The sequence below is a fragment of the Litoribacillus peritrichatus genome, assembly GCF_039537985.1.
Lineage (GTDB): Bacteria > Pseudomonadota > Gammaproteobacteria > Pseudomonadales > Litoribrevibacteraceae > Litoribacillus > Litoribacillus peritrichatus.
This window is the reverse complement of record NZ_BAABBN010000007.1, coordinates 1442365-1455759: the sequence shown is the minus strand read 5'-3', so window position 1 is coordinate 1455759 and position 13395 is coordinate 1442365. Positions and strand designations below refer to the sequence as shown.

At 45.6% G+C, this 13395-nt stretch carries 12 protein-coding genes; 4 read left to right on the top strand and 8 right to left on the bottom strand.

Annotated elements, in window-relative coordinates:
• Positions 1-30 precede the first annotated feature (30 nt).
• Positions 31-1254: an OmpA family protein gene (locus ABD744_RS16245; RefSeq protein ID WP_344799587.1), complete on the bottom strand. Its 1224-nt coding sequence runs from the start codon at positions 1252-1254 to the stop codon at positions 31-33.
• 151 nt (positions 1255-1405) lie between these two features.
• On the opposite strand from ABD744_RS16245, the gene hisC reads away from it, so the two are divergent.
• Both hisC and ABD744_RS16235 read left to right on the top strand, forming a co-directional pair.
• A complete protein-coding gene (gene hisC / locus ABD744_RS16240) occupies positions 1406-2485 on the top strand; it encodes a histidinol-phosphate transaminase (protein ID WP_344799586.1) in 1080 nt (359 codons plus the stop codon).
• Positions 2486-2577: 92 nt separating this feature from the next.
• Positions 2578-4866, top strand: a complete 2289-nt coding sequence (locus ABD744_RS16235) for a bifunctional diguanylate cyclase/phosphodiesterase (RefSeq protein WP_344799585.1) — start codon at positions 2578-2580, stop codon at positions 4864-4866.
• Positions 4867-4878: 12 nt separating this feature from the next.
• Here ABD744_RS16235 and ABD744_RS16230 read toward each other — a convergent pair whose 3' ends face one another.
• Positions 4879-5514: a LysE/ArgO family amino acid transporter gene (locus tag ABD744_RS16230; protein WP_344799584.1), complete on the bottom strand. Its 636-nt coding sequence runs from the start codon at positions 5512-5514 to the stop codon at positions 4879-4881.
• A gap of 118 nt (positions 5515-5632) precedes the next feature.
• Here ABD744_RS16230 and ABD744_RS16225 point away from each other — a divergent pair, with 118 nt between their 5' ends.
• Positions 5633-6520 carry a LysR family transcriptional regulator ArgP gene (locus ABD744_RS16225; protein WP_344799583.1) on the top strand — a complete coding sequence of 296 codons (888 nt, stop codon included), beginning with the start codon at positions 5633-5635 and terminating at the stop codon, positions 6518-6520.
• A 9-nt stretch (positions 6521-6529) separates the two neighbouring features.
• Here ABD744_RS16225 and ABD744_RS16220 read toward each other — a convergent pair whose 3' ends face one another.
• The 5 genes from ABD744_RS16220 to ttcA all read right to left on the bottom strand — a co-directional run bounded on the left by ABD744_RS16220 (position 6530) and on the right by ttcA (position 10576).
• Positions 6530-6697 carry a hypothetical protein gene (locus tag ABD744_RS16220; protein ID WP_344799582.1) on the bottom strand — a complete coding sequence of 56 codons (168 nt, stop codon included), beginning with the start codon at positions 6695-6697 and terminating at the stop codon, positions 6530-6532.
• A 283-nt stretch (positions 6698-6980) separates the two neighbouring features.
• Positions 6981-8279, bottom strand: a complete 1299-nt coding sequence (locus ABD744_RS16215; RefSeq protein WP_344799581.1) for an ammonium transporter — start codon at positions 8277-8279, stop codon at positions 6981-6983.
• A gap of 92 nt (positions 8280-8371) precedes the next feature.
• On the bottom strand, positions 8372-8710 hold the full coding sequence (locus ABD744_RS16210; protein ID WP_344799580.1) for a P-II family nitrogen regulator: 339 nt from the start codon (positions 8708-8710) through the stop codon (positions 8372-8374).
• Between the two features lie 228 nt (positions 8711-8938).
• Positions 8939-9568 (bottom strand): HTH-type transcriptional repressor FabR, encoded by a 630-nt coding sequence (gene fabR, locus ABD744_RS16205; RefSeq protein ID WP_344799579.1) that lies wholly within the window; start codon positions 9566-9568, stop codon positions 8939-8941.
• 57 nt (positions 9569-9625) lie between these two features.
• Positions 9626-10576: a tRNA 2-thiocytidine(32) synthetase TtcA gene (gene ttcA, locus ABD744_RS16200; protein ID WP_344799578.1), complete on the bottom strand. Its 951-nt coding sequence runs from the start codon at positions 10574-10576 to the stop codon at positions 9626-9628.
• Between the two features lie 156 nt (positions 10577-10732).
• On the opposite strand from ttcA, the gene ABD744_RS16195 reads away from it, so the two are divergent.
• Positions 10733-11347: a DNA-J related domain-containing protein gene (locus ABD744_RS16195; RefSeq protein WP_344799577.1), complete on the top strand. Its 615-nt coding sequence runs from the start codon at positions 10733-10735 to the stop codon at positions 11345-11347.
• Positions 11348-11402: 55 nt separating this feature from the next.
• On the opposite strand, the gene acs is transcribed toward ABD744_RS16195, so the two are convergent.
• Entirely contained in the window at positions 11403-13349 is a 1947-nt protein-coding gene (gene acs, locus ABD744_RS16190; RefSeq protein WP_344799576.1) for an acetate--CoA ligase, read from the bottom strand.
• Between the last annotated feature and the right edge of the window lie 46 nt (positions 13350-13395).

The window sequence follows — 13395 nt, the reverse complement described above, 5'->3', positions numbered from 1 at the left end:
GGCCTTTATTTCTAAACCAGCAAATGAACGTTACTGTTTTACTTGGTGCTCGATGTTTGCAATCACCCGACGGTTCTTTTGACGCCCTTCGGCTGTATTATTATCTGCAACAGGCTGTTCCTCACCATAGCCTACGGCTTTGGCTCGGCTGGCATCGACACCAAATTCACTTGTCAAAACCTGCATCACTGAATCAGCGCGGCGTTGAGAAAGTCGTTTATTATAGCCAGCGTTTCCACGATCATCGGTGTGACCTTCAATGACTACCGTTGTCTTTGGGTAACGATTCATGAAGTCAGCTACACGCTGAATTTCACGATAAGACGACTGAGGAACCACATCCGAATTATTAGCGAAATTCACCGCCAGATTTATGGACTCAGTTTTCATGACCACCAATTCACAACCGGAAGAATCTACCTTGGCACCTTGAGGGCTGTTCGGGCATTTATCCTGATAGTCCGGCACACCGTCGCCATCAGAGTCTAAAGGACAGCCATTTTGAGAAATCGCCACACCTCTTGGAGTGCCCGGACATTTATCCTTATAGTCAGCAACGCCATCACCGTCAGAATCCAACGCACAACCTTTCGAGTCTACCTGAACGCCCTTCGGCGTCGTTGGGCACTGATCTTTCGAATCCATCACACCGTCACCGTCAGAGTCTTTCTCAACCGGTGCTGCAACTACGACAGGGGCAGGCTCTTGGTACACTGCTTTCTTTGGTTCCTGACCGCCAAACGCATAACTGATACCAATACTGACTAACGCATCCCAATCCTCTTCATCCAGACTGTTAATTGCACGCGCTTCCAGGCGCCCTGACCAATCCTTTGAAAATGAATAACGGGCACCGCCACCAAGGTGAAGCTGAGTTTCTTCGTGCTCGGACGAGTCAAAATCAAATTCAGCATGGGTCAGGCCAGCCCCTAAAAACGGCTTCCATTGGCCGGACTCCGGTAAATAATAAAGCGCGCCCAACCGATATTGATCCAGATCCACATCACCGTTGCCATCATCGATATCCGGTGAAGACATCATATACGTCACTTCTGCACCAAACTTAGGCGTTAACACATACTCGCCACCAATAATGGCCGTAAAAGCCTCGTCCAAATTACGGTCGTCATCAAAAGTCTGATAACCAACGGCAGGGTTAATATAAAAACGCCCTTCCTGTTCCGCGCTGGCAGTTTGCACCATGGCTGGCAAAATCAAGGCGGCTAAACCCGTTTGTAACGCTTTAATCTTCATCCTGACCCCTTATACCCTATTTAAAAACCCATTAGATTCGTACCCTTTGTACTAATGTTAACCATCGTTAATGAAATTACCATGATGAATTTTTATAAAATATCTAGGATAATCAAAAAAAATTATCCAGATCCAACATAGAGTTATTTGCATGAGCCAGTTTTGGAGTTCAATTGTTAACACCCTCACCCCTTATGTACCGGGTGAGCAACCTAAAATATCTAATCTGATCAAATTGAACACCAATGAAAACCCTTATGGGCCATCACCCAAGGTGCTGGAGGCGATCAAAGCCCATACGGACGAGAGTCTCAGACTTTATCCCGACCCGAATGCGGATGAAATCAAAGACGCAATTTCAGCGTATTTTACAGCTAAAGGCACCCCGGTTCAGCGTGACCAGGTATTCGTCGGCAACGGCTCTGATGAAGTACTGGCACATACCTTTCAGGCCCTTTTAAAACAAGACGAACCCATACTTTTTCCTGATATCAGCTACAGTTTCTATCCGGTCTACTGCGGACTGTATCAGGTGGAATATAAAAACATTCCTCTGACCGACACATTTGAGATCAACCCTAAAGACTATCGTCAAAGCAACGGTGGCATTATCTTCCCCAACCCTAACGCTCCGACAGGCCGTTTGTTAGCACTGGAAGCAGTGGAAGATATTTTGAAAAACAACAGCAAGTCAGTAGTAGTGGTAGACGAAGCCTACATTGATTTTGGTGGTCAAAGCGCTGTTTCACTGGTAAACCAATACAACAACCTGCTGGTTATCCAAACCCTGTCTAAATCCCGCTCCCTGGCCGGCATACGACTTGGCTATGCCATTGGTCACCCAGCGTTAATTGAAGGACTTGAGCGCGTTAAAAACAGTTTCAACTCATACCCCATTGATAAACTGGCAATCAAAGCGACTGTCGCCTCCTTCGCTGATGAAGTTTATTTTGAGCAGACCTGCGCTCGAATCGTCCGCAGCCGAGACCTGCTTTCGGAGCAATTAACGGCCTTTGGCTTTGAGGTCATTCCTTCTTCCGCAAACTTTGTTTTTGCCAAACATCCTGAGCACAATGCTGAGGCCCTGGCATTGGCGCTACGCGATCGCTCCATCATTGTTCGCTATTTTAATAAGCCCAACATCGATCAACATTTACGAATCAGTATTGGCACAGAAGACGAATGCCAAGCCCTGATACAAGCGCTACGAGAAATCCTCACGCCCTCTTAAATTTACCGTCGAACTAAAAACCGGACGAACAGAGAAGCAATTTCTACCATTGATATTAAACTCAAAGATATCAATGGTTAGGAATTCGCTTGATGCCTAAAGTACCTACCGAAGAACAATACCGTCAACAAAGTCTGTCCAGCATTCGTTATACAGACAATATGACCAGTCAAAACAGCATCAGGCGTTACAACCGTCTTATGGAGTTGTTACTGACCCATGCCCCTTTGCCTTACATTCTTAACGAACTGGTGTTGTTCATCGAGAAGGAAAAGCCTGGCATCATCGGCTCCATCTTACTGCTCAGTGATGATAAAAATCACCTGATTGAAGGCTCGGCCCCTAACTTGCCAGATTTTTACAACCAAGCCATTGATGGTATGGCCATTGGGATTAAAGCCGGCTCCTGTGGCACGTCTGCCTACTTAGGGAAGCGAGTCATTGTCGCCGACATTGAGAGTCACGAGTACTGGACGGACTTTAAAGCCGTCGCGTTACAGGCCGGCTTAAAAGCGTGCTGGTCGGAGCCCATCATAGGTTCAGAAAACTCGGTTCTCGGCACGTTTGCAATGTATTACAAGAGCGTAAAAGTACCCGACGACAGCGACATCAGTCTCATTCTTGAAGCCGCTCGACTGGCCGGTATCGCCATTGAACGTACCAGAGCTGAAAAACATCAGCAGTTAACCAACAACATCTTTGATAACCTGCCCTATGCAATCGCGATCACCGATTGCAACTTTCAGATATTACAAACCAATACCGCATTTGAACGCATTACCGGTTACTCTTTTAATGACATCGAAGGTCTTGAAGCCTTCATGCTGATGGCACCTGGAAAGTCCTCAGAATACTATCGCGAAGAATTAAGTGCCCTGGATGAAACCTCCAGCCGAAAAGAAGAAATCACTTCCCAAAGAAAGAACGGCGAAGATTTTCTCATCGAGCAGACCATCACCGTCCTGAGGGATTCGAGCGGCAAAATTGATCGCTACATTTGGCTGTTTGATGACATCAGTGAACGAAAACAAGCCGAAAGCGTCATTCATCATCAAGCCAATTACGACCTGTTAACCGACCTGCCCAACCGTAATTTTTTACTGGAACGCCTTAACTGGGCCATCAGGCTTTGTAAACGCAGCCAAAGTAAATTTGGGTTATTAGTGTTGGACTTGGATCACTTTAAAGAAATCAACGACTCTTTGGGCCATGAGCTGGGAGACAAACTTCTGATTCATGCCGCCGAGCGGCTTAAATCCCACATTAAAGGTTCAGACACCATTTCCCGGCTTGGAGGCGATGAATTTGCCATCATGATTCCAACCTTAGCAGACCGCAAAAATCTCGAAGTCATAGCCAAAGGCGTTATCCAGGACATAGGTAAACCCTACAACTTAATAGATCAGGAAAACCTCAGCTACACCACCGCAAGTGTAGGCATTGCGGTGTATCCTGATGATGGAGACACCATTGAAGCACTGTTTCGTTCGGCCGACCAAGCCATGTACTCAGCAAAAGAACAAGGCCGAAACTGCTACTGTTTCTTCACCCAGGGCTTGCAACAAAAGGCAGATTCACAAGCAAAGCTGCATCAAGACTTAAAAGTCGCATTAAAAGAAGACCAACTAGAGCTTTATTACCAACCGATACTAAACCTGGAAACCAATCAACTGGACAAAGCCGAGTGTTTAATCCGCTGGAACCATCCTGAACGCGGCATTATTTCACCAGGACTGTTTATTCCCATTGCAGAGAAAACCGGCATCATCAAAGAACTCGGATGCTGGATTCGGGATCAGGCCTGCAGCCAAGTCAAACAGCTCATCAATAACGGCCTGAACATTCGGCTGTCGGTAAACGTTTCCAGGTTGGAGTTTTGGTCCGGAGAGCTGGTTTCCTCGTTTTTGGACAATATGGAAAAATACAGCGTAATCGCCGATTTCTTAACCGTAGAAATCACCGAGAGCCTGTTTTTAAAGAACCAAAAAGAAATGACCCTGGCCCTGAGTAACCTGAGAACTTTGGGCGTAAAAATATCCATCGACGACTTTGGCACCGGTTATTCATCCCTCTCTTATTTGGGCAACTTTCCGTTAGATGAACTGAAAATTGACCGAAGCTTCATTAACGGCATAGAGGGGGAAGAACGGAAGCAATCCTTAGTCGAAGCGATCATCACCCTTTCTCATAAACTCGGGATGAAAGTGGTGGCGGAAGGCATAGAAACAAAAGGACAATTTGAACTTCTGAAATCCAAGGGCTGTGATTACGCTCAAGGTTTTTATTACGCGAAGCCCATGCCTGCCAAAGCCTTTACCGAATTTGCCACCCAGCACTGGATTGAAGCAAACTCAAAATACGCCAAACCACAGAAAGACTGACCATTAGAAACCCTATTCAAAGGGCATTTTTTCAAACACCAAAGTCCACAACGAAAACGCAATTGCCCACATCATGGCACACACTAATATATCCAGCACTCGCCAAGCCATCGGGCGCTCAAACAGTGGCGCCAATTTAGCCGCACCAAAGCTCAGACTGAAAAACCAAATCACAGATGCCAAGGTAGCGCCTACTGCAAATAACCAGCGATCAGGCGCCCCATACTGACCACCAACGCTTCCGATTAAAACCACCGTATCCAGATACACATGAGGGTTTAACAAGGTAATGGACACAGTAATCGCCAACGCCTTTCCCACCGTTTGAATACCCTGAGATTCAGCGACCATTTTTTGCTCAGAAAAAGCAGACATAAAAGCTTTTAGCCCATACCCCGTTAGGAAAACGGCACCAAACACGGCAATGCACCACATCAATATTGGGCTGGAAGAAATCAAAAGTCCCATCCCTGCAATACCGGCAAATATAAGAAGGGCATCAATCGAGCAACAAGTCATGGCAATTTCAAAATTAAACTTCTTTTTAATTCCCTGAGATAACACAAACGCATTTTGCGCCCCTATCGCCATGATCAGACTGATACTGGTGATAAAGCCCGACGTCATCACAGTTAAACTCTCACTCATACCCCATTCCTTAATACCATGTCATTTGCAATCAATGGAGGAAATGATAGGCTGACCAAGATAAGAAGTTAAATTAATAGATCTTATCCATCATTAATTAATTTAATACAAGAATTCTATGAATTTCGATCAAAAACAACTGGCCACGCTGGCGGCAATTATTGAAGAAGAGAGTTTTGACGCAGCCGCCACTAAGTTGTTCATCACCCAATCGGCCGTTTCACAAAGGCTCAGACAACTTGAATCCAGTGTAGGACAAACACTGATAATACGATCCAGCCCTCCAAAACTGACGGACGCTGGTCACGCCGTCTTGCGCTTTTATCAACAAACCACGTTATTACAAAAAGAGTTATTGAACTCGTTAAATCAAAATGCCGATTTCGATCGACAAACCCTGTCCATCGGGGTGAATGCAGACAGTTTGGCCACTTGGTTATTTGATGCCCTGAAACCCTTGCTGGATTCCAATAAACTTCTGATTGATATCAAAGTGGACGACCAGGACAACACAAGGGAACTGCTTACCAAGGGAGAAGTGATTGGTTGCATTACATCCGACAGCGCGCCCATTCAGGGCTGCAACTCTTTTTCACTGGGCGTGATGCGTTATCGCTGCCTGGTTTCACCTGACTTTAAGCATCAGTTTTTCAAAGACGGCGTCACACAGCAAGCCATGCTTGAAGCGCCTGCCGTACAATTTAATAACAAAGATGAGCTGCAAAGCCTTTATATGAAGACTCTGTTTCAAGACAGAAATATTGGTCTCAGACACCGAATACCCTCTACAGAATCCTATTTAGAATTCATTCGAAGAGGTTACGCCTGGGGAATGGTGCCCGATGTACAAAGTCAGCCCCTGCTAACTACGCAGCAAGTGACCGAGCTTATTCCGGGCCAGTACCTGGATATCCCTCTGTACTGGCATATCTGGAACCTGAAAACCGAGCTCAACAAAGAACTGACGGATCGAATTATTCACCATGCGCACAGTGTTCTTAACTAAGTCAATCAACTACTGACTGTCTAAACCATTTCCATAGACATGCGTTTGCTTAAGTTGAATTTGCTGAACGATACGCTGATTATCAAAATTAGTTTTGATCGACCTCACTTCGGAATGGCTATCAATGTCCTCTTGCAGCTCTTCTTCAAAACCAAATTGAGCGTCATAGACTTCCATTTCAGTTTCCGAAAGTTCAACCATTTTTGACATGAATTTTGAGTCAGACTGCTCTTTTGAAACAACTGAGCAACTTAAACTGACAGATAAAAGTGCTATTCCTACCTTGTACACTAGAAGCTTCCTTTATTTTTATAATTATCATTTTTTGGGAATATAACCATACCTAACCAGAGATTTCCATACTGCTGTAATAGATACCAAAGAAAAAGCCCCTATTTGCATAGAGGCTTTTAATATTGGTCTTAAAGTCTAAGGCCAGAAACCTGACGCACTGACCTGATTAAATAATATAACCACGCTCATCGTGCTCATTGATATCCAAACCTTCGGTTTCAATATCTTTATTTACTCGAAGGCCAATCATCGCATCGATTAATTTAAGTAAGATGTAGGAAATCACAGCGGTATACACAAACGTAGCCACGATACCCACAAGCTGAACACCCACTTGCTGACCCATAGAAGTAATACCATCCGCGAAGCCTTGACCACTGAACACGCCTAACTCAGTCGAAGCAAATATACCTGCAAGGAAAGTACCCAGAATGCCACCTACGCCATGAACCGGAAATACGTCCAATGAATCGTCAATCTTAAGACCATTCTTAATCCAGGCCGTCATGAAGTAACACACGATGCCCGCAGTAAAGCCAATGATGACCGCGCCGCCAGGCCCTACAAATCCTGAAGCAGGCGTGATTGTTCCTAGACCGGCCACCATACCGGTAACAATGCCCAATACTGACGGCTTACCGTGTCTGATCCACTCAATGGTCATCCAAGCTAACGAACCACAAGCAGCAGAAATATGCGTTACTAACATCGCCATACCGGCATCACCATTAGCACCCAATGCACTGCCGGCATTAAACCCAAACCAACCGACCCAAAGCATACCGGCACCGGTCACAGTCATCGTCAGATTATGCGGTGGCATGGCGGTTTTACCGTAACCGTTACGATTACCCAGTACGATAGCGGCAACCAATGCCCCAACACCCGCTGTAATATGAACAACAGTACCACCGGCAAAATCCAGTAAGCCCATTTCTTGCAGCCAACCGCCGCCCCACACCCAATGAGTGACCGGTACATACACCAACAGCAACCAAACCGCACTGAACAACAGCATCGCGGAGAACTTCATACGCTCCGCAAAGGCACCAACCATCAGTGCCGGTGTGATGATCGCAAAGGTCATCTGAAACATAACAAACACGGATTCAGGAATGTCTCCGGATACGGTTTCTTCCTGCACACCGGCCAAAAAGAAATTACCCAGACCACCAATGACACTATTCAAATCTCCGCCATCAGTAAAAGCCAGAGAATACCCAGCGATCATCCAGATCAAAGAAGCAACACAGGCAATGGCAAAGCACTGCATCAATACTGAAAGAACGTTTTTGACACGAACCAAACCCGCATAAAACAATGACAAGCCAGGCAAAGTCATCATCAGAACCAAAGCCGTAGCAGTTAAAATCCACGCAGTATTTGCGCCGTTGACTTCATCGGCCATCACCACTGAAGGCATTAATGCCAAAATAAAAACGAAAACTTGCTTAATAAAATTCAAAGTACTTCCCCTAAAACATCTACTTCAATACTTTTCTTAACCATTTCGATTGACCACCTTAACAACTACGCACCAATTTAATGCATAAGTAATTAAAGCGCTGAATCATCCTGCTCCCCGGTACGAATTCGAACCACACGTTCAAGCTCGGCCACGAAAATTTTGCCATCGCCAATCTTATTGGTGTTGGTTGACTCAATGATTGCTTCGATGACGGCGTCTGATTGCGCATCGGAAACAGCGATTTGAACTTTTGCTTTAGGAACAAAGTCGATAATGTATTCTGCGCCACGGTATAATTCCGTATGCCCTTTCTGACGACCAAAGCCTTTCACCTCTTCAACGGTTAAGCCCTGAACACCAATTTCAGACAAAGCGTCTCTAACATCATCAACCTTAAAAGGTTTGATAATTGCGGTTACTAACTTCATGCCTCCCCCATAGAGTGCACTATTCTTAAGTTATTATTAAAATGCTTCAAAATAGCGCATACAAGAATAAGGCCAACTTCTTAAAACCACCATAAATCAGTAAAATATTAAATTACACGCATTAAAAAGGCGCACAAAGTGCGCCATAAAAATACATACAAACAAAGCAAGCACCAAATTAATGCATTAAATGAAATCCAAATTCACTCTCTTAGTGCTTTATTAATATCAATTATTGGCCATCGAAGTGTTCTTCGACATCAACTCTGATCCCAACATCATCATTCGCAACTGACAAATCAAGTCCTCGCCAATCGCCTTTTTCTGAGCTTTACTTAAATCCACCACATCCGCCCCTTGGTTGAATACCAAGGACACCATGGCATGGGCAACCATTTCATGACGATAAAGCGTCTTGCCCCTGGCCACGGCCTGAGCACTGAGATGCTCAGCAAGCTCAGATTCAAAATGATCCACTTCCCGTTGAATAGCACGACGAAGTTCAACTGAGATGCCCGCTTTTTCACGCAATAATAAACGAAATAAATTGGGGTTTGAGTTTAAAAACTCGATAAAGGTTTCCACCGATGTTCTGATCGCAGTACCGTTCTCAGCAATGCGCTTCCGCGCCTTACGCATCAGTTGCCGGAGAGACAACCCAGCTTCATCAACTAACGCCAGCCCCAGCTCATCCAAATCCTGAAAGTGCCGATAGAAAGAGGTCGGAGCAATTCCGGCTTCTCTGGCTACCTCTCTCAAACTCAAGTTTGAAAACGCTTTATCCTGCCCGATCTGCTTTAAAGCAGCCTCCATAATGGCACGACGTGTTTTTTCCTTTTGCTCTGCGCGGATTGACATAATTCTTCCAATTAAGCGTAAATTTTGACGAAACCAAATAACTTTAACGCACTAAAATTATTTCACTTCCACAATATCAATTTTTTGGCCCATCTGTTCATTAAACAAGCTGCCCGATTCTAAATACGCCGATGTATCGGCCTCAACCATCGTCGGGAACTCAAGCGGATCAAACGCAGTGTCGCCATCTTTCACCGGGCGGCCCGTGATCTCCAGATTTTTAAAATCAAACTTATCCGCATCCACCATATGTGAAAGCGTGATGTTCTGCATGGCACTGAACATCGTTTCTAAACGTCCAGGGAAGTCTTTATCCCAGGTTTGAAGCATCTGTTTAACAGCCTGACGCTGAAGGTTCTCCTGAGAGCCGCATAAGTTACATGGAATGATAGGAAAGTCTTTCATGCCTGAGTAACGTTCAATGTCTTTTTCACGACAATACGACAGGGGTCTGATGACAATGTGCTTTCCATCGTCTGAAAGCAGTTTAGGCGGCATGCCTTTCATCTTACCGCCATAAAACATGTTCAGCATCATGGTTTCAAGAATATCGTCCCGATGGTGACCTAACGCAATTTTGGTTGCACCAATTCGCTCAGCAAAACCATACAGCGTTCCTCGTCGTAAACGGGAGCACAACGCACAGGTAGTTTTACCTTCCGGCACTTTCTCTTTAACAATGCTGTAGGTGTCTTTATTGATGATGTGATAGCGAATGCCCAGTTCATCCAGGTATTTCGGTAACACATGCTCGGGAAAGCCCGGCTGTTTCTGATCCAGATTTACGGCAATGATTTCAAACGAAACCGGCGCACTTCGTTGAAGGTTCATCAGGATGTCCAGCATGGTGTAGCTGTCTTTACCACCTGACAGACAAACCATCACACGATCACCTTCTTCAATCATATTGAAGTCTGCTATCGCTTTCCCCACATCTCGTCTCAAACGTTTTTGCAGTTTGTTTAACTCCAAACGAGCCTTAGGGTCAGTTGAATTAGCAGCAGTCATGTTGGCCTCTTGATACATCGGAAGGAAGACGCCAGTTGAGCTTCAAATGACGTTTAAAATTTCAAAGGGCGTTTTACCGAAAACAGGTTGAAAAGTAAACTAATTCCCTTGAATGATGATAAAGTGTCTTAAATTATATTATTGATTTTGTTGAACATGACCAACTCTGCTTCCGCATCACAACAGTATTCTGAATATCAAAGTGCATTCGTCACCGTATCCGAGACGATCGTTCAGATTTTAGAAAGTGAACCCGGCGGTATCAGTCTGTACGATCTAATTAAACGTTTAAGTCACCCGCCGCATAGCTTATTGGATGAGCAGGCACTAAGAGAGCCTGTATCTCTGTTTCAAACCAATTTTGTGGTGATGAATGCCCTCTACCAGCTACAGGCACAATCAACGACTCACAACTATGTCATCTCTTCCTTAAAGATTCAGCAGTTTTCAAAATCCGTACGCGCCACTCAAGACATGGTCATCGACGATGCTCTGGCAAAATACTATCTGGATTGGGCCAATTTCAATCAAACCGAGGAAGACGTCAACCAGCTTTTGAATTCGTTTTGGGAGACGATGCTGGTCATGGATTTTCGGGATGAAGACCTCAGCACCTTGGAAATTCAGGGGGCCACCACGATGAAAGCGATCAAAAAACAATATCGGAACTTATCTCAACAGCATCATCCGGACAAAGGTGGCGATCCGGAAAAGTTCATTCAGATTCAACAGGCGTACGATCGTCTGTCCACTCAGAGGCGGTATCAATAGAGCCGGCCTTCCGGCCTAGCTCTATTATCTAGCAGGTTCTGTTTTGATAGGTCGGTTATTTATTAACGCGATCATCAATCAGAGCTTGAACCACCGAGGGGTCCGCCAACGTGGAAGTGTCACCCATGTTTTCCAGCTCATTGCAGGCAATTTTACGAAGAATACGACGCATAATTTTTCCTGAGCGGGTTTTAGGCACCACAGGTGCCCACTGAATGATGTCCGGCACAGCAAGACCACCGATTTCAGAACGAACAAATGACTTCAGTTCATTGATCAAGTCATCCGACGTTTCGTAGCCCTGTTTCAGTGTCACGTAAGCGTAAATCCCCTGACCTTTGATATCATGAGGATAACCAACCACCGCCGCTTCAGATGTGGCAGGGTGCGCCACCAAAGCACTTTCTACTTCCGCTGTTCCCATTCGGTGACCGGAGACATTGAGAACGTCATCCACACGGCCGGTAATCCAATAATAACCATCCTCGTCTCGGCGAGCCCCGTCTCCAGAAAAATAATAGCCCTTATAAGTCGAGAAATAAGTATCAATGAATCGCTGATGATCTCCGTAGACCGTCCGCATTTGCCCTGGCCAGCTGTCTTTAATCACCAGGTTACCTTCGCAGGCACCTTCCAGAAGATTCCCTTCATTATCCACAATGCCGGGTTGTACACCAAAGAATGGCCGTGTTGCCGACCCGGGTTTGACATCCGTCGCCCCAGGTAAAGGGGTAATTAACACGCCGCCTGTTTCTGTTTGCCACCAGGTATCCACAATGGCACAACGCTCGTCACCCACCACATGAAAATACCACTCCCAAGCTTCCGGGTTGATCGGTTCGCCGACGGTGCCGAGTAAACGTAAACTCTCTCTCGACGTTTGCTTCACAGGCGCATCTCCGGCCTGCATCAAGGCACGGATAGCGGTCGGGGCGGTGTAGAAAATATTGACTTTGTGTTTGTCCACCACCTGCCAACAGCGGGACACATCCGGATAAGTAGGCACACCTTCAAACATCAAAGTGGTCGCGCCATTGGCCAGCGGGCCATAAACAATATAGCTGTGGCCGGTAATCCAGCCTACATCCGCTGTACACCAATAAATGTCACCCGGATGATAATCAAAAATATACTGATGCGTCATGGAGGCGTACACCAAGTAGCCACCGCAGGTATGCATTACCCCTTTTGGCTTACCCGTAGAGCCTGAAGTATATAAGATAAATAATGGGTCTTCGGCCGACATTTCTTCCGCTGGGCAATCGGCCAAGGCGGATTCCGTAATCTGGTGATACCAAACATCACGCCCTTCGTTCCAGTCGATCTCACCTCCTGTTCTTTGCAGAACCACAACCGTTTTCACAATATCAGTGCCAGCTTTAGACAAGGCTTCGTCAACGTTCGCCTTTAATGGAATTTTCTTGCCGCCACGAACGCCTTCATCCGAGGTAATGATGCAGTTGGACTGACAGTCAACCACCCTTCCGGCAATAGACTCAGGAGAAAAGCCGCCAAAAATCACAGAGTGAATCGCACCGATACGAGAACAGGCCAGCATAGCCACGGCAGCCTCCACCACCATCGGCATATAGATGGTAACAACGTCCCCTTTTTTAATTCCCTGCACTTTCAACGCATTGGCCAAACGACAGACTTTGGCATGGAGCTCTGCATAAGTGACGGTGGCATCGTCCGTGGGCTCATCACCTTCCCAAATAATAGCCGTTTGATCACCGCGTTCTGCCAGGTGACGATCAAGACAACTGATGGTTGGATTGAGGGTGCCATCTTCAAACCAGCGAATGTGCACATCGTCGTGACGATAAGAAACGTCTTTAATCTTTGAATAGGGTTTCATCCAATCAATGCGTTTACCATGTTCAGCCCAGAAGGCTTCAGGATCATCAATGGAGGATTGATACATCGCCAAATATTGATCGTTATTCAATAGTGTTCGATCAGCAAAATATTCATTTACCGGATAGGTCTTAATTTCACTCATGGTTAGTTTCCGAGTCTTAAATTTTTGTTGTTATTTAAAGCATGAC

Excerpts from the sequence above, each read along its gene's own strand:
- ABD744_RS16195 (WP_344799577.1), top strand. The coding sequence starts at position 10,733 with ATGACCAACTCTGCTTCCGCATCACAACAGTATTCTGAATATCAAAGT.
- ABD744_RS16220 (WP_344799582.1), bottom strand. The coding sequence starts at position 6,697 with ATGGAAGTCTATGACGCTCAATTTGGTTTTGAAGAAGAGCTGCAAGAG.
- acs (WP_344799576.1), bottom strand. The coding sequence starts at position 13,349 with ATGAGTGAAATTAAGACCTATCCGGTAAATGAATATTTTGCTGATCGA.
- fabR (WP_344799579.1), bottom strand. The coding sequence starts at position 9,568 with ATGTCAATCCGCGCAGAGCAAAAGGAAAAAACACGTCGTGCCATTATG.
- hisC (WP_344799586.1), top strand. The coding sequence starts at position 1,406 with ATGAGCCAGTTTTGGAGTTCAATTGTTAACACCCTCACCCCTTATGTA.
- ttcA (WP_344799578.1), bottom strand. The coding sequence starts at position 10,576 with ATGACTGCTGCTAATTCAACTGACCCTAAGGCTCGTTTGGAGTTAAAC.
- ABD744_RS16225 (WP_344799583.1), top strand. The coding sequence starts at position 5,633 with ATGAATTTCGATCAAAAACAACTGGCCACGCTGGCGGCAATTATTGAA.
- ABD744_RS16230 (WP_344799584.1), bottom strand. The coding sequence starts at position 5,514 with ATGAGTGAGAGTTTAACTGTGATGACGTCGGGCTTTATCACCAGTATC.
- ABD744_RS16245 (WP_344799587.1), bottom strand. The coding sequence starts at position 1,254 with ATGAAGATTAAAGCGTTACAAACGGGTTTAGCCGCCTTGATTTTGCCA.
- ABD744_RS16235 (WP_344799585.1), top strand. The coding sequence starts at position 2,578 with ATGCCTAAAGTACCTACCGAAGAACAATACCGTCAACAAAGTCTGTCC.
- ABD744_RS16210 (WP_344799580.1), bottom strand. The coding sequence starts at position 8,710 with ATGAAGTTAGTAACCGCAATTATCAAACCTTTTAAGGTTGATGATGTT.